Raw genomic sequence first — 21113 nt, 5'->3', positions numbered from 1 at the left:
GGTGTAGATGGAAGCCTCACGGGCGGCCACAGGCATGTTGGAGGTGTTGGCAATCAACACGGTACGGTCCATCAGGCTGTTGCCGGTGCGCGGGTCGGTCAGTTCGCTGAATTCCTGCAGCGCCTGGGTCATCTCGTTGCCGCGTTCGCCGCAGCCCACGTAGATGATGATGTCGGCGTCGCACCACTTGGCCAGCTGGTGCTGGGTCATGGTCTTGCCGGTGCCGAACCCGCCGGGGATGGCGGCGGCGCCGCCCTTGGCCAGGGGGAACATGGTGTCGATGACACGTTCACCGGTGATCAGGGGCTTGGGCGAGGTCATACGCGCCGCGGTGGGGCGGGGCGTACGGATGGGCCATTTCTGGCACAGGGTCAGGGTGTGCTCGTTGCCGGCTTCATCCTTGACCTTGGCGACGGGCTCTTCCACGGTATACTGGCCGTTTTCCGCCACCCAGGTGACGGTGCAGCGGCTGTACAGCGGCGAGAGCATGCAGCGATGGGTGACGGCCGGGGTCTCCGGGCAGGTGGCATAGACCTGGCCGGGTTCCAGGGTATCCCCGGGTTTGACGGTGACGGTCACATCCCATTTCTTTTCCACATCCAGGGCGGGAGCCTGGGCGCCGCGGCCGATGAAGCTGCCGCTGGCGGCCTCGATGGCAGGCAGCGGGCGCTGGATGCCGTCGTAGATGTTGCGCAGGATGCCGGGGCCCAGGGTGACGGACAGCGGGGCGCCGGTGGGTTCCACAGGCTCCCCGGGGCGCAGGCCGCCGGTCTCCTCATAGACCTGGATGGTGGCCGCGTCGGCGTCCAGACGGATGACTTCGCCCACCAGACGCTGGTTGCCGACATGGACCATCTCCATCATGGACAGCCCGGTGCGGCCCTTGACGGTGACCACCGGGCCGTTGATGCTGTGAAGTTTATAGGTTTGCATGGTGATCCTTCCCTCTTTGTAGCCTTACAGCGCGATCTCCAGCCCCGCGTTCTCCAGGAACCAGGGGCGCTGGGCCGCCAGACGGGCAGCCAGCGTATCGTCGGCTGCCAGGGCGGCGGACGGGTTTTCGGCGCGCAGTCCGCCCAGCGTGTTGGCGGCGTCTGCCTGCACGGTGCAGCCGGCGGGCAGGTCGGTGAGCAGCGGCAGGTCGGCGGACCGGGCATACAGCACGGTGCCTGCGCCCAGGCGCTTGGCCAGGGCGGCGGCGCTGGCGCGCAGCCAGGGGCCGTAGTCGTCGGTACGGGTAAAGTCGGCCAGTTTCTGCTGTGCCTTGGCAAACACGGCGTCGGCCAGTTCGGCACGGCGCTTGGCCAGGGCGCCCCGGGCTTCGGTGCGGGCGGCGCTCAGGGCGCGGTTGGCCTGGGTCTTGGCGCGGGCCGTCTCAAACGCGACGGTGGATTCCGCACGGGCTGCCTCCGTCTTTTGGGCTTCGCTGAGCGCGGCCTCAACTTCGGCGTCGGTCTTTTCGCGGATTTCGGCGCACTGGCGTTCGCCCTCGGCCCGGATGGACGCGAGGAACTGTTCGGCGCGGACGTTCAATTCCAGCATATGGTACACCCCCAAAAAACGAATTTGTGTTGTGTTGACAAGTCCCGGAACCGCCGGGTCGGGCAAAGCCTTTTTACACTTTGATGCCGATGGCTTCGCGGATGTAACGGGTGATGCGGTCCTTGCCGGCGGAACCGCCGGTGGAAGGCACCGTGACCAGCAACGGGCCGCCTGCACTGCCCAGCACCGGGGCAAGCGCCTCCGGATAGGCTTCGGAGATCTTCTCGGTGACGAGGATCATGCCGATGTCCTTCTGCTGGGCAATGGATTTCAGCGCGGCGCGGACGTCGTCCTCGCTGCGGGCGACGGTCCCCTCGATGCCGGCCAGACGCAGGCCGTTCATGGCATCGGAGTTATCGCTGATAAGATAAAAGCGCATCGTTTACACCAGCTTGCTCAGGATCATGATGGAGATGACCAGGCCGTACAGAGCGATGGATTCGCCCAGGGCGACGAAGATCAGGCTCTTACCGAAGGTCTTGGGGTTTTCGCTGTTGGCGGCGATGGCGGCGGGGGCGCCGGCGGCAACGGCAATGCCGCCGCCGATGCCGGCCAGACCGGTGGCCAGGGCAGCGGCCACCAGGCCGATGCTCAGGCTGGTGTTGTGTTCATTTTCGGGGCTGACTTCCTCGGAAGCGGTGGTCTGGGCGGTGGTGCTGGCGGTGTCGGTGCCTTCCGCGCTGGCGGCGAAGCAGCCGAAGCAGACCAGGGTAAAGACGATAAACAGAGAAGCGATCAGTTTACGAGCGTTGGTTTTCATGATAATACCCTCCTGTGATTGAACGGTTTGGTTGTATCCAAAAGACGGGGCTCACCGGTTGGCGGGCACTGTCAGGACGCATCGGTGGGAACGACGGTGGCAGCGTCGTTCAGGTCCAGGGCGCGGAACTTGTGGCCGCCGCCCTGATAGAAGCGGCTGAACATCTCGTAGAATTCCAGACGGATGCCCTGGATCGCGGACAAGAGCGCTTCCAGCGCGATGACCACGATGTTGCCCAGCACGACCACCACCGGGTTGGCGGGGGTTCCGGCCAGGGTAAAGACGACCATCATCATGCTGGCGTGGACGATGACAAAGGCGCCCACACGCAGGAAGGAGATGGTGTTTGACAGGTAGCTGAGCACGCTTTCCAGCAGTTCAAAGAAGTTCTGCATCAGGTAGCCGCTCCAGCCTTCGGCGGGCATCCAGTCGGGATCGCCGTTGACCAGGGGTGCCAGCACCCCCGCAAAGAGCAGGGCGGCCAGACCCAGCACCAGAAGGATGGCGGCCAGCCACACCGGCATGAAGACGGTGGCGCCCATGAAAGCGCTGATCAGGTCCACGCCGGACACATAGGTGATGACGCCCACCACGCCGTTGGTGCCGAAGAGCACATCCCCGGTGTGGCCCTGCTTGGCCTGGGTGTAGATGTTCATGCCCATGGCGGCCAGGACCAGGACCACGCCGATGTAGACGGCGCACAGCAGGATGCCGGTGATGGATTCCATGACCGACACCGGCTTGCCGGGGAGGCCGATGGCCAGGTACAGCGGGTTGAGGACATCCTCAAAGCCGAAGACCGAGCCGTAGACAAAGCCGGCCAGGGTGCTGGCGATGCCGCAGGGGATCATCAGATGAAACAGCGGATTCTTTTTGACCTTCCACATAAACAGGCTGAATGCGGTGAGCACCAGCCCCTGCCCTACGTCCCCGAACATGATGCCGAAAAGTACGGTGAAGGTCACGGCGACGAAAGCGGTCACGTCGGTTTCGTCATAGTTGGGCAGTCCGTACATCTCGACAAAGAACTCAAAAGGGCGGAAAAACCAGGCATTGCGCAGCTTGGTGGGCGGTGTATGGCGTCCGGATTTGTCCGGATCGTCCACGGTGATGCGAATGCTGGGGATGGACTTGGCCAGCTCGGTGATCTCGGCGATCTGGGATGCGGGGACCCAGCCCACGCAGAAGAAGTGCGCGCCCTTGACGGCGGCGTACTGGCGCAGGCTGAAGACCGCGGCATTGTAACGGGCGCCGCTGTAGATGGCCAGGACCTTTTCCAGGTTGTCCTGCCAGACCTTGCGCAGGCGGTCGTCCAGGCTGTCGATGCTCTGCTGCACCACTTCCAGGTTTTCCCGGAAGTGCTCCACGATCTCCTCCGGGCTGCCGGCGGCACCGGGCACCCGCAGGGGTTCAAAGAACAGCATGGAGAAGATGCCGTCGGTCTCCTGGGCCTTGCTGCGGGGGGTGAAGTAGACGCCCCAGTAGCCGTCAGCCGTCTGGCTGCAGGGCACGAAGAGGATGTAGGGATCGTCGGCGTAGTTGCTCATCAGCTTGTTGTAGCCGGCCTTGGGCAGAAAACCGAACCGCACCTTGACATGCTTGCAGTTGCCGATGTCGTCCACGTTGGCTTTCAGGCTCAGGAAATGGCTGTACTGGTCAATGCCTTCCTGACAGAGCTTCTGCTGTTCCAGCAGGCTTGCCTTTTCGTCCCGCAGCGCGTCGATGCGCTGGGTCAGGCTGTCCAGGAACTCCCGGGTATCGGGGTCCGCAGGGGTTTTCTGCGGCGCATCCTCCGGCAGGTCCTGGCCAACCTCCTTGGCCAGAGTCTGTACACGCTGCACCAGCGGCGTGTAGGGGTCCTCCTCATTCAGCGGGGCATAGCCCAGTGAGGCGGACATGTAGTCGGCGGCAGGCTCCAGCCCGAACCGTCCGTCCAGACAGCAGGCGCCCAGGAATTCGTCCAGGTGCGGCAGGGTGCCCTGCACATGGACAAGCTTCATGCGTTCGACCAAATCAACTCACCCTCCCTTTCTCGGTGTCTGCCTGACAGCCGACCAGCATGGACAGCAGTTCATCGGCAGGCATGTGGTAATGAACGCCCTCGATAATATGATCAAGGTTTTGCACCTCGCACCGGGCCAGGTAGATATAACACAACATGACCAGGCTGGGGTCTGTGGAAAAGCGCAGCCATTTGGCGCACCAGTCGTACCGGTACATCTGCAGTCCTTCTTTCAGGATGCGGTAGTTGTACCGCCGCAACGCGCGGCCGTAGCGGTTTTTGTCCAGCGCGGCGCGGAAGGCATCAATGTCCTTGGCACCCAGCATGGCGTTCCATTCCGCCTCGGTCAGGTTGGTGCAGTCGCGTCGGGCGGCGGCATCCACCGCGGCCACCGACGCATTCATCCGGATCAGGCGGGCTGCGTTGGAAATGGCGGCTGCGTCACATTCCAGCGCAATGAAGTCCCGCACCCCCGGCTCTGCGCCGGGAGCGGAAGGGCCCTGACCCTCCGGTGCCAGGGAGACCAGCGCCTTGTGGCGCCAGGTCTCCAGGAAGGGTTCGGCGTGGACCAGCAGCTTGGAGCCCGCCGGCAGATCGGCCAGGGGCGCCAGCATCTTCTGGTAGGGGGTGCCGGCCAAAGCGGCCAGCAGGCTCTTGGCGTCGGTCACCTTGGCCAGGGCGTACAGGTCCACCGTACAGCGCTGCTGCAGAAAGTCCGGCAGCTTGTACAGGTAGTCACCCGGGCGTCCGGCGTCCAGGCAGCGCAGGCAGGACAGGATCTCGTCCACCTCGCAGCTGGTGGTGAAGTAGCCGTACACCAGATGGCCGGAGGAAAGCTCGTACCGGCACAGACTGTCGTACCGGTCAAAGATGGCCTGCCGGAGCATGGCTTCCAGCTGGGCGCGGCGGGCCGTGGGCGGGTTGACGCTCTTGAGGGCTTCCTCATACATGGGCAGAGCCTTGAGTTCCACGGCCAGGGCCGACATGGTGCGGCAGGCGGCCAGACGTTTGTAATCCGCCGTGGTCAGCCTGCGGCCGTACATGGCCCGGGCCTTGGCCAGGGCAGCGTTGCTGGCCCTGGTCTTCATGGGCAGCGGCAGCGGCAGCATCAGGCCTCACCCCCGGCACCTGTGCCGGCCAGTGCACGGCGGCACAGTTCGTCCACCCATTGTTCCCCGCAGGCGTCGGCACGCTGCTGCAGGTTCTGTTCGGCAGCGGCGCGGGCCTTGGCCAGCTCTTCCAGGGCAGCGGTGTTGGCGTCGGAAGCCTCTTTGGCGGCGGCATCGGCGCGGGCCTTGCTGTCGGCGGCAGCCTGCGCGGCGATCTGGCGGCGCTGCTCCTCCAACCCGGCCAGCCGAGCGGTGCGCTCCGCCTGCGCTTCGTCGGCCGCCTTGCGCTGGGCGGCGTCCATATCCAGGATCGCCTGCATCAATTCGTTCAAATCTTTCATAGTAACACCTCGAATAGACGCCTGTGCGGTCTGTCGGCCCCGGCGCCGGCCGCAGCCGGATTTTGCCGGGGGAAACGTCGCGGCAAACTGCGTCCGGGAGACTTCCTTGTCCCCCGGTCCGCGGTCTGCCGCTCGTTTTTTATCACAAAACCCTCTGAAAAGCGGAAACGGGGCGGGCCAGCACCTGACGGTACATGGCCGACGCCCCTATTGCCGCACGGTGAACATTTCAGCGCACTGCGGACGCCTCGGTTCTTTCCGCGCTCAATTATAGCACTCTGCCCAAAGATTGCAACCCCCTTTTGTGCAAAGCGTGAAACTGAACAAAAAAATGCAGTTTTTGGGGTTTCCTCTTACGAAAAATTAAACAACCATTCAATTTTCTTCAATAAAAAAAGCCCGACTCCCAGGTCGGACTTTCGTAAAAATTACGGTCTTACGGCTGTCAGGATCACCACACTGGTGGCGGGCAGCTCCATCTGGCCGGTGCGCACCGGCCCGAAAGGCACCCCCTGGGCGTGGCGGCCGTTGCACAAGGTGCGCCACCCGCCCCCGGGCAGATTCATCCACTGGGCGGTGCGCTCGGGGTTGTAGTAGACCACCAGGCGGTTGGGGGCGTCGTCCGACAATTCGGGCACGAAGCCGATGAGCCACCCGGGCACGGCCAGCAGCAGGGGGGCAGGCTGGGCGGCGTCGGTCAGGCCGGTGAGTTCCGGCCAGGTGCGCCGGATGGCCAGCAGCCCTGCGTAAAATTCCACCAGTTCTCCCATGCGGGCGGCCCGGGTCCAGTCCAGGGCGTTTTCCCGCAGGGGGCCCTTGTAGGTGTTGGGGTCGCCGTGCTTGGTGCGGGCGAACTCCTCCCCCGCCTGCCAGAAGGGCAGCCCCTGGCAGGTCAGGCAGATGGCGGCGCACATCCGGTTCTGGGCCAGCAGGTCCCCGTCGAAGATATCGTAGGTGCGGCGGCCCGCCACCGCCTTGAGCTTATCCCACAGGGTGAAGTTGTCGTGGGCAGACACATACTGCACGATCTGCCCCGACGCCTGGGGGCGCATGCCCTCGGACCCGTCCCGGTAGGCCCCCAAGGCATGGAGCAGGGTGTACCCCGCCCCGGGGGCACCGTTCACATACCCGGGGGCCCGGGCGTCAAAGACGCCGCCCTTCACCGTGTCCCGGGTGTTGTCACAGAAGATGCCGATGCGGCTGTCCAGTTGGGGCAGGGCGTTCTTGTCCGCCGGGACGGCCCCCGGTTCCATGCAGGTGGCGCCCCCCTGCCAGGGTTCGCCGTACATGAGGATGTTCCTGCCTCCGGGCAAAGCGTCCAGGGCGGCCCGGATGGCGTTCATGGTCTCCACATCATGGAGGGCCATCAGGTCGAAGCGGAATCCGTCGATGTGGTAGGCGGTGGCCCAGTAGACCACCGAATCCACCATGTACTTGCGCACCATGGGGTGCTCGCTGGCCAGGTCGCAGCCGCAGCCGGAGCCGTTGGTCAGCCGCCCGTCCGGGGTGCGGCGCAGCCAGTAGCCGGGGACAATGCGCTCCATCCAGTTGTCGGCGTAGTAGGTGTGGTTGTACACCACGTCCATGATGACCCCCAGCCCTGCCTTGTGCAGGGCTGCCACCATGGCCCGACATTCCCGCACCCGGATTTCCCCGTGGAAGGGGTCGGTGGCGTAGGAGCCTTCGGGCACATTGTAGTTCAGGGGGTCGTATCCCCAGTTGTAGCCACCGGCGCTCTCGTCCACTGTGGCAAAATCAAAGATGGGCTGGAGCTGCACATGGCTGACCCCCAGCCGCCGCAGATAGTTCAGGCAGGTGGGGTGTTCCCCCTCACAGTCCAGGGTGGAGTCCTCCTGGGTGAAGGCCAGGAACTTGCCCCGCCATTCGGGGCGGATGCCGCTGTGCTCATCGGCGGAAAAATCCGCCACATGCACCTCCCACACGCTGCGGGCGGCGGGGTCGTCGGCCCGGGCGGGACGGCGGTCGGCGGGCCAGTTTTCCGGCTGGGCCGCCGTGTCGTCCAGCACCATCCCCCGCTGCCCGTTGCAGCCGCAGGCCCGGGCATAGGGGTCCACCGCCGTGGCGGTGTGGCCGTCGGCAAAGGTGAGCTCATACACATAGTACTGTCCGGCCAGGTCCCCGCCCACGGTGGCCCGCCAGGTGCCCTGTTCCGCCGGACGCAGGGGCACCGGGTCCAGTTCCCGGGCGCCGGGTTCGGCGTCGGTGCCGGTGGTGTACCGGCGCAGGGTGACCCCTGCTGCGGTGGGCGCCCACAGGGTGAAGGTCGTGGACCGCCTTGTGTACACCGCGCCCAGGTCGTTGCCGGTGTAGACCGGCAGGTCCTTCAGGTTCTGGTTCATAGGTGGTTTTCCTCCTCCGCACACGATTGACCGCCGGGGGCGGTCACCCTTATAGTATTAGAGTAACAGGAGTTTGCTCTGATTGCAAGAGAAGCAAACAGGAAGCCGTCTCATATACAACCGCAAAAAAGCGGACCGCTCCCGGAGGGGAACGGTCCGTGCCGATGATGCGAAAGGAATCAGCCGCGCTGGTCCAGGGGCTTGTAGTCCCGGGGTTCCATGATGCTCTGGTAGGCGGGACGGATGATCTTGTCCACGTTGACCAGCTCTTCCATGCGGTGGGCGCTCCAGCCCACGATGCGGGCCACGGCGAAGATGGGGGTGTACAGCTCCACCGGAATGTCCAGCATGTTGTACACGAAGCCGCTGTAAAAGTCCACGTTGGTGGAAACGCCTTTGTAGATGTGCCGCTTTTCGGCAATGACCTGGGGCGCCAGACGCTCAATGGCGTTGTAGAAGTTGAAGTCCTCCTTGCGGCCCTTGGCTTCGGCCAGCTGCTGCACAAAACCCTTGAAGACCACCGCACGGGGGTCGGACAGGGAGTACACCGCGTGGCCCATGCCGTAGATCAGGCCCTTGCGGTCGAAGGCTTCCTTGTCCACGATCTTGCCCAGGTAGGCCTTGAGTTCCTCGTCGTCGGTGACATCGTGCACGTTCTTGCGGATGTCCTGGCACATTTCCATGACCTTGATGTTGGCGCCGCCGTGCTTGGGGCCCTTCAGGCTGGACAGGGCCGCCGCCATGACCGAGTAGGTATCCGACCCGGAGGAGGTGACCACGCGGGTGGTGAAGGTGGAGTTGTTGCCGCCGCCGTGCTCCATGTGCAAAAGCAGGGCAATGTCCAGCACATGAGCTTCCAGCGGGGTGTAGCTCTGGTCGGGGCGGAGCATCTGGAGCAGGTTTTCGGCAGCGGAGAGTTCCGGCCGGGGGCGATGGATATACATGCTGCCCATGTTCACATAGTAGTTATAGGCATGGTAGCCGTACACCGCCAGCATGGGAAAGACGCTGATGAGCTTCAGGCACTGTTCCAGCTGGGTCTGCAGGCTGTTGTCCCCCACCGAATCGTCGTAGGAGGCCAGGGTCAGCACGCTGCGGGTCAGGCTGTTCATCAGGTCCTTGGTGGGGGCCTTCATGATGACGTCCCGGATGAAGTTGGTGGGCAGGTCCCGGCACTTGACCAGGGTCTCGTTGAAGGTCTTGAGCTGCTGCGCCGTGGGCAGATCGCCCAGCAGAAGCAGGTAGGCGGCTTCCTCAAAGCCGTAGCGCTTGCCCCGCAGCCCCTTGATCAGGTCGTAGACGTTGTAGCCGCGGTACCACAGCTTGCCTTCACAGGGGACCTTTTTGCCGTCGCGCTCCTCAAAGGCGTCGATGCGCGAAATGTTGGTGATGCCGGCCAGAACGCCCTTGCCGTCCTTGTCGCGCAGACCGCGCTTGACGCCGAACTGATCAAACAGCGCCGGATCGATTTTGTCGTTGTTCAGGCACAGGTCGGTAAAGACCTGCGCTTCCTTCTCGATGGCTGCGTATTCGCCCATATCAAAAGACCTCCCTTTTTTCTCTTTCTGTCCGTGCCGAAAGCCCTTTGCCTACCTTTTTAATATATACTATAATATATACTATCGGATGTGTGCCTGGTCCGGCACAGACCACACCATCATTCAAAATAAGAATATACGCTTTTATTATACGCTTTGTTGTACAATGTGTCAAATGAACACGCCGTAAATTTTGTGTGAACAGCGACAAAAATTCCCCGCCGGACAGCAAGGAACCCCTATTGACATGGCCGGAAAGCTGTGCTATGGTAAGGCTGTTGCTCGGAGGGCAAGTCATTCGGAACAAATTTGTTTGGAGAAATGACGCGCCGGATAAGACACAGGCTGAGATGCCTGCCTTATCCGGCGCTTTTTTCAACCCTGCGGGCCGTATCCGAAGTTGCAGGAGGACGTATGGATCAGAAGACTTTGTTTTTGGAAACACCGCCCCAGCGCCTGTTTTTCCGGGCTGCCCTGCCCGGATCGGTGGGGATGCTGGCTTCTTCCCTGTACCAGCTCATGGACGGCATCTTTGTGGGACGCATTCTGGGGGACAGTGCCTTTGCGGCCCTGAACCTGGCCATGCCCCTGGTCATCATCAACTTTGCCCTGGCCGACCTCATCGGGGTGGGGTCGGCGGTGCCCATCTCGGTGCGGCTGGGAGAAAAGCGCCCCCGGGAAGCGGACAGCCTCTTTACCTGTGCCTGTCTGCTGGTGGTGGGGCTGGGCGCCCTTACCGGCGGGGTGCTGTACCTGCTGGCCCCCACCCTGCTGGGCTGGATGGGCGCCGAGGGAGAACTGCTGACCCTGGCGGTGCAGTACATGCGGGTGTACGCCCTGTTTTCCCCGCTGGTGAGCATTGTCTTTGCGGCGGACAACTACCTGCGCATCTGCGGGCGGATCAAGACCAGCATGTGGCTGAACGTGCTCATGTCGGTCCTATGCGCCGGACTGGAATTTTTCCTGCTGTATGTGGTGGGCATGGGCATTGCGGGGGCGGCCCTGGGCACCTGCCTGGGCATGACGGTGTGTGCCGTGCTGGCCATGGGACCCTTTCTGGCCGGACGGATGCCCCTGCGGTTCCGCCGGCCCCGGTTCACCCGGCACATTTTGGGCAGCATCTTCAGCTGCGGCTGCCCCACCTTTCTGAGCAACATTGCGGGACGGGTGACCTCCATCATCATGAACATGGTGCTGCTGCGCCTGGGCGGAGCCGACGCCGTATCGGTATACGGCATCCTGATGTATGTGGACGGCTTTGTGCTGCCCCTTTTGTACGGCATGTGCGATTCCCTGCAGCCCGCCGTGGGCTACAACTGGGGCGCCGGACGCCGGGACCGGGTGCTGGCCATTGAAAAGCGCTGCTTTGCCGCCAGCGCGGTGATCTCCCTGGCGGCGGCAGGGCTGCTGCTGGCCTTTCCCTCCCAGACATCCTCCCTGTTTGTTGGCAGCGAAGGCAGCGGAGTGCTGGCTATGGCCATTCCCGCGGTACAGCTGTTCAGTCTGGGGTATCTGACCCGGTGGTTCAGCTTTGCCGCCCAGAGTTTTCTTTCGGCGGTGGAAAAGCCCCTGCAGGCTTCCATCCTGTCGGTGGCGGTGGCACTGGTCTTTCCCGTGGGGCTCATCGCCGCCCTGTGGCCCTGGGGCCTGAGCGGATTGTGGTGCAACCAGCCCGGAACCGCCCTGCTGGCTGCCCTGCTGGCCGCCGGCCTGCTGCTGGACTTCCGCCGCCGGTACGCGGCGCACCGCTGACTTTTGCGGCAAAAGGCCCGATTCCTTTCCTGTGCGTACAGAAAGAGGGGTCGGGCCTTCCGCATCATATACATTTTGTATACTTGTTAACTTTATGTGAATTTTAGCGCTCTATGCTTGACAGTGCTAAAATTCGGTGGTATAGTATAACCGTACCTTGAGAGAGAAACAAAGAGCTCCCCACCAAGGCAGACGTCCGGCAGCAGACCGCCGCCGGGCGGGCAGCGTTTGACAGCCGGCCAACAGCCGGTTTGAATGGAGGTTATGACTTATGTTGCCCAGCATTTTTGGTGAAGATCTGTTTGATGATATGTTTGATGATATGTACGGTATGCGCCCCTTCTTCGGCAACCACAATCCGCTCTACGGCAAGAACGCCAAGAACCTGATGAAGTCGGATATCCGGGAGACGGAGGACGCCTATGAGCTGGATATCGACCTGCCCGGTTTCAAGAAGGACGAAGTCAGCCTGAAGCTGGAGCAGGGATACCTGACCATCTCCGCCGCCAAGGGCCTGGACAAGGATGACGAGAACAAGAACGGCCGCTACATTCGCCGGGAACGTTACACCGGCGCCTGCAGCCGCAGCTTCTATGTGGGCGACCAGCTGAAGCCGGAGGACATCTCCGCCAAGTTCGAGGATGGCATCCTGAAGATCCATCTGCCCAAGGCCGTGCCCGAACTTCCCGCACAGCCCAACCTGATCGCCATCGAATGATCGGCTGACGGGTTTCGCCTGAAGCAAAAAACACACAGCCCCGGCCCCGCGCCAACAACGCGGGGCCGGGGCTTTTTGTCTGTACAGGAGATCTTTACTGGCCGGAGACCTTGTCTTTCAGTTCCCGGGCGGTGCGGGCCAGCCGGACGGTGGCGGCACGCAGCCGGGTCAGGACCTCGTCATAGCTGGGGGCTTTCATATGGGGGAAGGCCCGCAGCAGACGGCCTTCGCCGAAATGCTGCTGTCGGGCCAGACGTTCCACCTCGGCACGCACGGTGCGGGCCCGGGCCGCCATATCCAGCAGCTGCTCCCGCAGGGCGGCGGTGTTTTCCCGCCCTTCCATGGCGGCCAGCATGAGCTGCAGTTTCTGTTCGTCCAGCAGGGTGTCCACCGTCATGGCGCCGGTGCCGATCTTGTCGGTCATGGCATCGCTCAGCCGGCGCATGGCCGCGGAGAAGTCCTTCAGGCGTTCCAGGCGGCGTTCCAAACCGGCGGCCTGGGCGAAGGAGATGCCCACATCCACCGCGAAGCCCACCGTCAGCACCCCGTCCGCCACGGCCAGGGCCAGAGGCGGGATGGCCTGCACAGCAGCGGCCACCGGCGGATGCACCAGACACACCATGATGATGCCGCCCAGCCCCCACAGCAGGGAGAACCGGGGGCAGATGAACCCGCCCAGGTTGCCCCGGAACTTGGTGTAGTCCCACCAGCGGGTGTGAAACAGTTTGTACAACGCCACACCGGCCACCAGTTCCACCAGGGTGGCCAGCACGGCGGCCACCACGAAGACCACGGCTATGTTGCTCTGCCAGGGCCCCAGCACCGCCAGCAGCCCCACCATGCCGAAGCCGTACACCGGACAGGCCGGCCCGTTGAGGAAGCCCCGGTTGACCAGCTGGCGGGTGTTCACCGCCGCAAAGGCCACCTCCACGCACCAGCCCAGGATGGAATACACAAAAAAGAAGCACACATATTGGGAGAGGGTATAGGCGGCAGTCATTCTTCATCCTCCCCGTCCAGACGGCGGGCCAGTTCCTTGGGTTCCACCCAGGTCACCGCGCTGTCCGGCCCCTTGCGGGCAATGAGCGCCTTGATGGGAATGCCCTGCTCGCTGAACATGCCCTCGTGCTCGGTGCGCAGGTTCCAGGCGGGCTCGTCGGCGTGCAGGTCGAAGGTCTGCCAGGTGATCTCGAACCCCGCCGCCGGGAAGTAGCTCAGGCTGTCCCGGAACAGGTCGTCGTCATCCGTCTTGAACCAGATCTCCGCCCCTTCGTCCATGAGGGTGCGGTACTGCAGCAGCTGCCGGGGATGGGTCAGCCGGTGCTTGTGGCTGCTGGCATTCTTGCTCCAGGGATTGCAGAAGTTGATATAGATGCGCTCCACCCGGTCCGCAGGAGAAAAGGCGCCCGACATCCGCTCGATGTCCAGGGAGGCGATGAGGACGTTGTCCGGGGGCAGCTGCTTTTCCAGATAGGCCTTTTCCACCTTGCGCTTGGCCAGGATCAGCACCTTGTCGGTGATGTCAATGCCCAGGAAGTTGCGGGTGGGGTCGGAGGGGGCCAGCTGGGCCAGGAACCCGCCTTTGCCGCAGCCCAGTTCCAGGCAGAAGGGCTGGTCCGGGCGGGCAAACAGCTCCCGCCAGTGCCCCGCATGGGTCAGGGGTTCGTGAACGTGGAAGCTGCAGGCCAGCAGCTCCGGACGGGCGTAGGGTTTGAAACGCATGCGCATGATGAAGGTACCTCTTTCGTCGTTTTGTCAGTGTTGTTCCAGAAGAAAACGCCGCACGGCGTCAAAATCATCGGTGGCCAGACTGCCCTGGCACAGCCCGCCCCGGCCGCCGCCCCGGCCGTCAAAGGCGGCGTTGAGCCCCTGGGCCAGGGTGCGGGCGTCCCCGCCCGGGCAGTGCAGCACATAGGAAAGCCCCCGCCCGCCGGGTGCCAGCACGGCACACACCGCACCGGTGCGGGCGGTGACCGCCAGACAGAGACGGCGCAGGGTGTCGGCGTCCGCCTCCGGGCAGAGGAATACGGTTCTTTGCCCCGGCTGCGCGCCTGCGGCCCAGGCCTCTCCCAGGACCTGCTGCAGGGCAGCCAGACGGCGGTGCAGGGTTTCGGCGGCGTCGGCGGTGTGGGTCACGGCCTCCCGCAGGCGCCCCGGTCCGGCACTGAGCAGCACCCCGGCCGCCTCGGCGTCCTGCCAGACGTCGGCCACCGTCCGCTGGGCCCGCTGCCCGCAGACCACCGCCAGCCGCATGCCCCCCTTGTAGTGCTGGGCGCTGAGGATCTTGATGAGCCCCACCTGCCCGGTGGTGCGCAGATGGGTGCCGCAGCAGGCACACAGGTCCGCCCCGCCGGCATCGGTGAGCCGCACGGGGCCGTCGATCTCCTTCTTGCTGCGGTAGGTCAGGGCCGCCAGCTCGTCGGGAGCCGGATACCAGCAGCGCACCGGGGCGTCCGCCCGCACGGCGGCGTTGGCCTGCGCTTCCGCCCGGGCCAGCTGGTCGGGGGTCAGGGGGATGTCGGTATCCATGCGCACCGCCGGGTCCCCGATGTGAAAGCCCACATTCTCCGCCCCGAAAAGCCGGTGCAGGGTGCCGCTGAGGATGTGCTCCCCGGTGTGCTGTTCCATATGGTCCAGACGGGGTTCCCAGTCGATCTCCCCCGTCACCGTCTGCCCCACCGGCAGCGGAGCGTCGGTGCGGTGCCAGATGACCCCCGCCTTCACCCGGGTGTCTGCCACCCGGGCGCCGCCCAGGGTGCCGGTGTCGGCGGGCTGGCCGCCGCCTTCCGGGTAAAAAGCGGTGCGGTCCAGGGCCACGCACCAGCTTTTGTCCGCCGGCTCACAGGCCAGCACCCTGGCGGTGAACCGGCGCAGAAAGGCGTCTTGTTCGTACAGTTTTTCGGTCGGCTGCAACAGGGGTCCCATCCTTTCGGTCAGGCCCCGACAGGCCTGAGGTTATATGGCATTTATTATATCATAAAACCGGGGTAGAAAAAAACAGGCAAATCCGGTATAATGGTAGATATATTGCCACCTCATAGTTTAGGAGAACCAGATTATGAAACGTATCCTCTGTTCGGTCCTGGCCCTGGGCCTGCTGGCCGGCTGTGTCCCCGCGCCTTCCGGCGGCATGACCACCGCCGAAACGGCTGAAACCGCCCCCGCTCCCACGGCGGCACCTCAGCAGCTGACCGTCTATTACGAAGCCGGGGCTTCCACCGCCGCGGCCCGGGCCCTGCAGCAGTATGCCGACGCCCAGGGTGTGGAGCTGGTGGATCTGTCCGACACGGCGGACCCCGCCCAGGCAGATCTGGCCGTGCTGGGTGCCGCGCCGGCCGCCGATGACGGCAGCTGGCTGAACATGAGTGCCGACAGCCTTCTGTCCACCGCCGCCATCCGGGCGGGCGTGGATGCCGAGACCGCAGTGTCCGCCGTGACCGCCCTGCCCCTGGGCAAGACCCTGTACGGGTACTGGGCGGACAGCCGGATGCTGGCCGCTCTGTTCCAGACCGAGGACACCGACACCCTGGTTGCCGACCTGAAAGCCGCCGACTGGTCCGAATGGAGCCTGCTGGCGGAAACGGTGACCCAGTGGCTGGCCGAACCGGCCGAGACCACCGTGACCCTGAACGGCAGCGACTATACCCTGCCCGACCAGAAGCCGGAGTCCACCGCCGACCTGAAGGCGGTGTTCACCCTGCCCATGAGCCATGCATCGGCGGCGTTCGGGGGTGCCGCCTTTACCGGCGTGCTGCTGGCCGCCGGGGAGGAGCGCACCGAGACCACCCTGACCGGCCCCCTGAACGGGCTGTACAGCGCCCTGACCCTGGAACTGGCCAACCGGGACGCCGGGGCCATGCCCGACCAGTCCGAGGCGGCCGGCGCCCTGCAGGCGGGGGAAGCCCTGTTCTACCGGGGCACCATGGCCGACCTGCTGGTCCATACCGACAGCGAACTGCAGGACAATCTGGTCTGCCTGCCCCTCAAATGTGATTTTGTGGAGAGCGACCTTTCCACCACCGAGTACAACCTGACCGGCCTGATGAACTATCCCATCCTGTCCACCGCCGCCTGGTTTGCCATTCCTGCCGGAACGGACGAGGAGGGTGTGCGGGCTGCGGCCGCGGCCATCCTGTGGCTGTACACCAGCGAGCCCGGGGAGGAGACCCTGACCGAGACCCTGGGCCTGATCACCCCCTGGGGGACCGCCTCCAACGACACCGCCGCCTGCCAGAAGCAGATCGACCAGGTGGGGGCCGGCATCCTGCCCGAGGTGACCCTGACCCCCGCGGAACAGCAGGCCCTGGCTGTGGCCGGTGTGGCGCTGGGCTTTGACGAGGCCGGCGCCCCCCGCACCGAGTTCGTCCGCGCCGACCGGGACACCTGGCGGGATGCGGTCATCGCCGCCCTGGTCCCCGCCGGGACCGACGGAGACAGCGAGGGCTGACCCATTGGGCAAAAAGCCAACTTTTCACACTTGTGCAAAGGATTCTTTGTACAAGGCTGACGGTGAAATTTTGAACACTATGTGATAAAATATAAAATCAGAAAAAACGTGGCCCGCTGTGTCGGGTCCCACCATTTTGAGCGTTGGAGTGAAGGAGAGGCAACAGCATGGAGTATACCCATTCGCAGCTGATCGACCAGATCGCAAATTTGCGCTGCCTGTTTGACGAGGTGTTTGTGGTGGATGCGGCCACCAGCCGCCGTCTGGACCCGGACACCATGCAGCCCACCGACACCATTGAGTCCATCCCCGATCTGGACGAACACGGCCGCGCCTGGCGTCCGCTGTACGGCCAGGAAGGCGGTTCGATGGCGCTGTACTGGAGCCTGATGGCCGACCACCGGCCCTTTGTGCTGACGGCGGTGTACAAGCTGCCCGTCCATCCCAATGGCGGTGCCCGGGAAGCCGCGGCGCTGTCCCGCATGCTGACCCAGTGCCGCAGCGAAATGTGCCGGGATTATGTGACCGGCGTGTACAACCGGTCTTTCCTGGACGCGGAGTTCCGGGACCGTGTGGGGCAGGCCGCTGCCGCCGGACAGCCGGTGAGCGTGGTGCTGGTGCGGGTGAACGAGTACGCCCGCCTGTGCCGCACCGAGAGCGTGGCTGCCGCCGACCGCTGCCTGACCACCGCCGCCGGCATCCTGAGTCTGGCTGTGGGGCCGGAGCAGTCCGACACGCCCCTGATCCGTCTGGAAGACGGCGTATTCCTGGTGGTGGGCATCGGCACCGATGCCCGCACCCTGGAGTATCGGCTGCGGGACGCTCTGGATTCCGCCCGCCGCACCTTCTCCATCACCCTGGCCCGCCGGGGCGAGTTCACCGCCACGGTGGTCTCCGCCGACTGGGCCGAGACCGGCAGCTGGGACTGGATGCTCAGTCTGGCGGAACAGCGGCTGGGCGGCTGAGAACCGGATCCTGTATAACACACCCCCTGTGTACGCATACTAACCGTGCCGCCATACACGCACGGTGAAAAAATGTACACAGGGGGTTTTTCTATGTCTCAGACCGAACAGATGCAGAACGACAACGAAAGCATGCTCCAGGAAGTGGTCCAGAACACCGAAATGGGCAAGAACACGCTGGAAGAGCTCATGGGCCTGACCCACGACCAGGCGCTGAAAAACGAGATGCTGCGCCAGCGCAACGAATACCGCCGCCTGAACCAGCAGGCCCACACGGCCCTGGACGCCATCGGCCGGCAGGCCAAGGGCCAGAGCGCCGCCGCCCGCATGAGCGTGAGCATGGGCATCCGCACCCGCACCATGCTGGACAAGTCCACCCGCAACATCGCCACCATGCTGGCCGAGGGCAGCAGCCAGGGCGTGCTGGACTGCAAGCGGGCGGAGACCGACTATCCGCTGGCCTCCCCCGGGGCCCACAAGCTCATGCAGGAGCTGTGCGACTTCCAGACCCAGGCGGAAACCACCTGGCGGGAATTCATCTGAACCAGGCAAAACGAACCCGGCCCCGGGCGGCAGCTGCCGCCCGGGGCCGGGGCTTTGTTCTGTATGGGGGCCGCGGGGTTCAGGTCCGCTCATCCCGGGGACGCACCGCCCCCCGCAGGGCGCTGAGCAGACCGGGCATAGCGGCCGCTGCCTGGGGACCGCCGAAGGCCACCATGGACCGCAGGGGCATGCCGTCCATCATCTGCAGGGCGGCCTCCTCACTGATGGCATCCCCGCCGTTTTCGCCCATCTGCCGGCCATAGCTGGCCAGCATGGTGCGCACGATGGGGGCGGTGCGGTCGTCCCGCAGCAGGTCCCCGATGGGGGTGTTCTCGTCCACCGTCAGCGGGCGGCGGCGGGCAGTGGTGTACTGCAGGGGCAGCACGGTGGGGATGTTCCGGCTGGAATGGCCCAGCAGGACCTTGTATTCCCCGGATTCGGCGTACCAGTCCCCCAGTTCCTCATCAAAATAGCACAGGTCCCGGGGCGTGATGGTGAAGGTGACGGTGGTCTCCTCCCCGGGCTGCAGGGCCACCTTGGCAAAGCGGCGCAGTTCCTTGGGCGGACGGGGCACGGCGTTCTCCGGCGGGGCAATGTACAGCTGCACCACCTCCCGGCCGAACCGGGCGCCGGAATTGCGCACCGTCACCGAGACATCCACGCTGCCGCCGTCGGTCAGGGAAGCCGACGACAGGGACGCCGCCTTGTACACAAAGCCGGTGTAGGAAAGGCCGTGGCCGAAGGGCCAGCGCACCGGCATCCGGCGGGCATCGTACCAGCGATAGCCCACAAAGACGCCTTCCCGGTACCAGGCGGTGCGGCCGTCGCCGGGATAATCCAGATAGCAGGGGGTGTCTTCCAGCCGCAGGGGCCAGGTCTCGGGCAGGCGGCCGCAGGGGTCCGCTTCCCCGTACAGCAGGGCGTCGGCGGCACGGCCCACGCCTTCGCCCCCCAGATACATGCACAGGATGGCAGACACATCCTCCGCCCAGGGACACTCCACCGGGCTGCCGGTGTGCAGTACCACCACCGTGTTCTTCTGCACCGCCGCCACCCGGGCGATCAGGTTGTTCTGGGCTTCGGGCAGACGCATGTGGCGGCGGTCGTAGCCCTCGCTTTCAAAGCTCTCGGGCAGGCCCGCAAAGATCACAGCGGCGTCCGCTTCCTCGGCGGCCTCCACCGCCCGCAGGAACTCGCTTTCCTCCCGCTGGTCCCGGTCGGCGGGGAAGCCCTCCACATAGTCCACCACCCGGCCCCGGGCACGGGCGGCTTCCAGGGCGCTCTCCACCCGGAAGGCATTCACATGGCTGGAACCGCCGCCCTGGTAGCGGGGCGTTTCGGCAAAGCCGCCGATGTAGACCACCCGCTGGTCCTGCTTCAGGGGCAGGGTGCCCCGGTTCTGCAGCAGCACCGCGCAGTCGGCCGCCATGGCAGCGGCTGCGGTGTGGTCACCGGGCAGATCCAGCTCCGCCCCGGCTGCGGCCCCCGCCAGATCGGCGTGCCGCAGCACGATGTTCAGGATCCGGCTCACCGCCTTGTCCAGCACCGATTCGTCCAGGGTTCCGTTTTTCACCGCGGCCACGATCTTTTTGTCATTGACCCCGCCGCACCCGGGCATTTCCAGGTCCAGGCCGGCGCACAGCCCCCGCACCCGGTCAGCCACGGCGCCCCAGTCGGACATGACAAAGCCTGTAAATCCCCATTCCTTGCGCAGGATATCGGTGAGCAGGGTCTTGTTCTCGCTGGCGTAGGTACCGTTGATCCGGTTGTAGCTGCACATGACGGTCCAGGGGGCCGCCTCCTTCACCGCTTTCTCAAAAGCGGGCAGGTAGATCTCCCGCAGCGTCCGCTCGCTCATGTCGGAAGAGCAGGTCAGACGGCGGTATTCCTGGCTGTTGGCCGCAAAGTGCTTGATGCTGGTGCCCACGCCCCGGCTCTGCACGCCCTGGATATAGGCGGCGGCCAGCGTCCCGGCCAGACAGGGGTCCTCGGAATAGTATTCAAAATTGCGGCCGCACAGCGGGCTGCGCTTGATGTTCACCGCCGGGCCCAGCACCACGCCCACACCCACGGCTCTGGCTTCGGCACCGATGGCCTCCCCCTCCCGCCGCAGCAGGTCGGGGTCAAAGCTGGCGGCGGCCGCACACCCGGCGGGGAAACAGACCGCCGTGATGCTCTCATTGACGCCGGCGCCCTCCTTCTGGGTGCGCAGGCCGTGGGGGCCGTCGGACACCATCATGGCGGGGATGCCCAGGCGTCCCACCGCCTTGGTGTGCCAGAAATCCGCGCCGGAACAAAGACCGGCCTTTTCTTCCAGGGTCAGGCCGGCCAGAAGTTCGGAAATTGCAGGTTGCATAGGAACTTTCCTCCTTGAAAAAGCAGAGAAAAATGCAGTTGCCGGCCCCACGGCCGGCGTTTTGTCCATTATACACCACATATGTACATCGTGCCTACATATTTTGTGAAAATTTACAGAAAGTGTATATTTTGTTTTCTGTACGCATACAGTTGGCCCTGAACAGGCAACAAAAGTTTCGCAAAAACCTTGTCAAATACTTCCAAACGTGCTAACATAAAAGCCGGTGAAAGAAATTAGAACAAAGGAGTGTTACCCATGTCCATCAAAAATGCCTATCTGGCCAATGTGTACGCGGGTCTGGCCCAGCGCAATGCTGAGCAGAAAGAATTCCTGCAGGCTGTTGACGAGGTTCTGGAATCCCTGGAACCCGTTGTGGAAGCTCGCCCCGAGCTGGAAAAGAACGGCCTGATCGAGCGCCTGGTGGAGCCCGAGCGCGTTGTGATGTTCCGTGTTCCCTGGGTGGATGACAATGGCAAGGTCCAGGTCAACCGCGGCTACCGTGTGCAGTTCAACTCTGCCATCGGCCCCTACAAGGGCGGTCTGCGGTTCCATCCCAGCGTGAACCTGTCCATCATCAAGTTCCTGGGCTTTGAACAGATCTTCAAGAACAGCCTGACCGGCCTGCCCATGGGCGGCGGCAAGGGCGGCAGCGACTTTGACCCCCACGGCAAGAGCGA

18 protein-coding genes and 1 pseudogene are annotated in these 21113 nt (G+C 64.3%); 6 read left to right on the top strand and 13 right to left on the bottom strand.

Going from position 1 to position 21113, the window contains the following annotated elements; translation table 11 throughout:
- From Q0K17_RS05480 to Q0K17_RS05440, 9 genes and pseudogenes are all read right to left on the bottom strand, one after another.
- Positions 1 to 933 (bottom strand): annotated as a pseudogene (locus tag Q0K17_RS05480) (V-type ATP synthase subunit A); the annotation flags it as partial.
- 24 nt (positions 934 to 957) lie between these two features.
- Complete coding sequence (locus Q0K17_RS05475; protein WP_294540774.1) at positions 958 to 1542, bottom strand: V-type ATP synthase subunit E family protein; 585 nt, start codon at positions 1540 to 1542, stop codon at positions 958 to 960.
- 73 nt (positions 1543 to 1615) lie between these two features.
- Positions 1616 to 1921 (bottom strand): V-type ATP synthase subunit F, encoded by a 306-nt coding sequence (locus Q0K17_RS05470; protein ID WP_294540772.1) that lies wholly within the window; start codon positions 1919 to 1921, stop codon positions 1616 to 1618.
- 3 nt (positions 1922 to 1924) lie between these two features.
- On the bottom strand, positions 1925 to 2302 hold the full coding sequence (locus Q0K17_RS05465) for an ATP synthase subunit C (protein WP_294540770.1): 378 nt from the start codon (positions 2300 to 2302) through the stop codon (positions 1925 to 1927).
- 71 nt (positions 2303 to 2373) lie between these two features.
- Positions 2374 to 4314 (bottom strand): V-type ATPase 116kDa subunit family protein, encoded by a 1941-nt coding sequence (locus Q0K17_RS05460; protein ID WP_294540768.1) that lies wholly within the window; start codon positions 4312 to 4314, stop codon positions 2374 to 2376.
- Between the two features lies 1 nt (position 4315).
- The gene (locus tag Q0K17_RS05455; RefSeq protein ID WP_294540766.1) at positions 4316 to 5413 is read right to left on the bottom strand and encodes a V-type ATPase subunit; all 1098 of its coding nucleotides are present in this window, start codon (positions 5411 to 5413) and stop codon (positions 4316 to 4318) included.
- A complete protein-coding gene (locus Q0K17_RS05450; RefSeq protein ID WP_294540764.1) occupies positions 5413 to 5754 on the bottom strand; it encodes a hypothetical protein in 342 nt (113 codons plus the stop codon). Before Q0K17_RS05450 ends, Q0K17_RS05455 begins: the two co-directional genes overlap by 1 nt.
- A 428-nt stretch (positions 5755 to 6182) precedes the next feature.
- Positions 6183 to 8114, bottom strand: a complete 1932-nt coding sequence (pulA, locus tag Q0K17_RS05445) for a type I pullulanase (RefSeq protein WP_294540763.1) — start codon at positions 8112 to 8114, stop codon at positions 6183 to 6185.
- Between the two features lie 179 nt (positions 8115 to 8293).
- Complete coding sequence (locus Q0K17_RS05440; protein WP_294540761.1) at positions 8294 to 9652, bottom strand: citrate/2-methylcitrate synthase; 1359 nt, start codon at positions 9650 to 9652, stop codon at positions 8294 to 8296.
- A gap of 414 nt (positions 9653 to 10066) precedes the next feature.
- On the opposite strand from Q0K17_RS05440, the gene Q0K17_RS05435 reads away from it, so the two are divergent.
- On the top strand, positions 10067 to 11404 hold the full coding sequence (locus tag Q0K17_RS05435; protein ID WP_294540759.1) for an MATE family efflux transporter: 1338 nt from the start codon (positions 10067 to 10069) through the stop codon (positions 11402 to 11404).
- A 271-nt stretch (positions 11405 to 11675) separates the two neighbouring features.
- Positions 11676 to 12122: an Hsp20/alpha crystallin family protein gene (locus Q0K17_RS05430; protein WP_294540757.1), complete on the top strand. Its 447-nt coding sequence runs from the start codon at positions 11676 to 11678 to the stop codon at positions 12120 to 12122.
- 94 nt (positions 12123 to 12216) lie between these two features.
- On the opposite strand, the gene Q0K17_RS05425 is transcribed toward Q0K17_RS05430, so the two are convergent.
- Genes Q0K17_RS05425 through Q0K17_RS05415 form a run of 3 tightly spaced genes read right to left on the bottom strand, consistent with a single transcriptional unit; the run spans position 12217 to position 15035 of the window.
- Positions 12217 to 13122: a putative ABC transporter permease gene (locus Q0K17_RS05425; RefSeq protein ID WP_294540754.1), complete on the bottom strand. Its 906-nt coding sequence runs from the start codon at positions 13120 to 13122 to the stop codon at positions 12217 to 12219.
- On the bottom strand, positions 13119 to 13850 hold the full coding sequence (gene trmB / locus Q0K17_RS05420; RefSeq protein WP_294540753.1) for a tRNA (guanosine(46)-N7)-methyltransferase TrmB: 732 nt from the start codon (positions 13848 to 13850) through the stop codon (positions 13119 to 13121). Before trmB ends, Q0K17_RS05425 begins: the two co-directional genes overlap by 4 nt.
- A gap of 27 nt (positions 13851 to 13877) precedes the next feature.
- On the bottom strand, positions 13878 to 15035 hold the full coding sequence (locus Q0K17_RS05415; RefSeq protein ID WP_294540752.1) for an alanyl-tRNA editing protein: 1158 nt from the start codon (positions 15033 to 15035) through the stop codon (positions 13878 to 13880).
- A 145-nt stretch (positions 15036 to 15180) separates the two neighbouring features.
- On the opposite strand from Q0K17_RS05415, the gene Q0K17_RS05410 reads away from it, so the two are divergent.
- The 3 genes from Q0K17_RS05410 (at position 15181) to Q0K17_RS05400 (ending at position 18077) form a co-directional block, all read left to right on the top strand.
- Entirely contained in the window at positions 15181 to 16569 is a 1389-nt protein-coding gene (locus Q0K17_RS05410; RefSeq protein ID WP_294540751.1) for a hypothetical protein, read from the top strand.
- 167 nt (positions 16570 to 16736) lie between these two features.
- Positions 16737 to 17534 carry a diguanylate cyclase gene (locus Q0K17_RS05405; protein WP_294540749.1) on the top strand — a complete coding sequence of 266 codons (798 nt, stop codon included), beginning with the start codon at positions 16737 to 16739 and terminating at the stop codon, positions 17532 to 17534.
- A gap of 93 nt (positions 17535 to 17627) precedes the next feature.
- The gene (locus Q0K17_RS05400) at positions 17628 to 18077 is read left to right on the top strand and encodes a hypothetical protein (RefSeq protein WP_294540747.1); all 450 of its coding nucleotides are present in this window, start codon (positions 17628 to 17630) and stop codon (positions 18075 to 18077) included.
- A 79-nt stretch (positions 18078 to 18156) separates the two neighbouring features.
- Here the strand turns inward: Q0K17_RS05400 and Q0K17_RS05395 are convergent, their stop codons facing one another.
- Positions 18157 to 20433, bottom strand: coding sequence for a glycoside hydrolase family 3 C-terminal domain-containing protein (locus tag Q0K17_RS05395; RefSeq protein ID WP_294540745.1), 2277 nt, complete (start codon positions 20431 to 20433; stop codon positions 18157 to 18159).
- Positions 20434 to 20691: 258 nt separating this feature from the next.
- Between Q0K17_RS05395 and Q0K17_RS05390 the strand changes: the two genes are divergently transcribed.
- On the top strand, positions 20692 to 21113 hold a 422-nt coding region (locus Q0K17_RS05390; RefSeq protein ID WP_294540744.1), incomplete at its 3' end, for a Glu/Leu/Phe/Val dehydrogenase dimerization domain-containing protein.

It is taken from the genome of uncultured Gemmiger sp. (assembly GCA_944388105.1).
Taxonomy (GTDB): Bacteria; Bacillota; Clostridia; order Oscillospirales; family Ruminococcaceae; genus Gemmiger.
Note: the sequence above shows the minus strand (reverse complement) of the source record. Positions and strands in the feature narration are given on the sequence as shown.